The following is a 1,259-nucleotide window of genomic DNA, read 5'->3' on the forward strand; positions in this document are numbered from 1 at the left end:
ATGTACAAGGTCATGAAGACCAAATGTTGGTACAAGAATTTTCTCACGTAGTGACGGTTCCGACTGATCCGCAATCAGGTCAACCTTCTGGCCAACGTGCGCATAAACCGTTTCGTTTTACCGTGGCATTAAACAAAGCCGTTCCTCTGCTGTATAACGCACTGGCTTCCGGCGAAATGCTGCCAAAAGTTGAGTTAAAATGGTATCGCACGTCTGTTGAAGGTAAACAAGAGCACTTCTTTACCACCACACTGACTGACGCGACGATCGTGAACATCGATTGCCAAATGCCTCATTGCCAAGATCCGGCTAAAGCCGACTTCACGCAACTTATCGAAGTCTCCCTCTCTTACCGCAAAATTGACTGGGAGCACACTGTTGCTGGAACGTCTGGTGCGGATGACTGGCGTGCGCCTCTCGAAGCGTAATACCTTTATGACGAGTCCTTGGGGGCTCGTCCTTATTTTGTATTGTTCCCTTTTCTTTATCCATTTTTGCATGGAGGCAGATTATGCTTAGCAAAGATCCGAAATCAACGCCCATTGACCCGGCATCCGTTTTAAAAGATGAAGCCATCAATCAAGTGAAAAATAGGGTGCAATCCAAAGTGAACGAAACGCTATCGACACCCACGCAAAAGGTGGCCGGGATGGCCTCAGCAGCGGCCTCGCTCACTCAATCAGCCAGCGCATCGGCCAATCGCGTGACTGCTCATCCCCTGATCCACGGTGGCGGTTTTACCGGTGGACAAACGTTCGCTGAAAACCAAGCACTCCAAGCGGCCCATGGGGCGTTACTTGATGCATTAGGCATGGACAGCCTCGAAAGTGGTTTGGTGTTCACTTGCACCATTGGTGGATTGCCTGACGACACCTTTCAAGTCACCGAATTTAATCTTACCGAAGGATTATCCTCGCTATTTTCACTGTCCATCAGTGCGGTCAGTGCCTTACCCTTTATCGATTTCCAGCGCCATCTTGGCTTAGCCTCATCATTAACGGTCAAACGCGATGGGGTGTTGATCCGCAAAGTCAACGGTATCTTAGCTGGGGCAGTACAAGGCAATACCGACGGAGTGAAAACGTGGTATCACTTCGATATTCGCCCTGAAATGTGGGTGATGACCCTCAATCAAGATAGCCGTATTTTTCAACATCAATCGGTGCCAACCATCTTAAAAACCTTATTGGATGAGGCCCATGTTAAAGCGGATTGCCAATTCTACCGTGAAGATCTACACCCTGAACGTCTCTACACCA

2 protein-coding genes are annotated in these 1,259 nt (G+C 48.8%); both read left to right on the forward strand.

The window, feature by feature from the left end; genetic code table 11:
- Nucleotides 1-428 (forward strand): Hcp family type VI secretion system effector (locus ACYUCW_RS18000; RefSeq protein ID WP_460409175.1); only part of this gene is annotated, 428 nt, incomplete at its 5' end.
- An 83-nt stretch (nt 429-511) separates the two neighbouring features.
- A partial coding sequence (locus ACYUCW_RS18005) for a contractile injection system protein, VgrG/Pvc8 family (RefSeq protein ID WP_460409176.1) occupies nt 512-1,259 on the forward strand: 748 nt, incomplete at its 3' end.

Source organism: Proteus sp. MB838 (assembly GCF_054767435.1).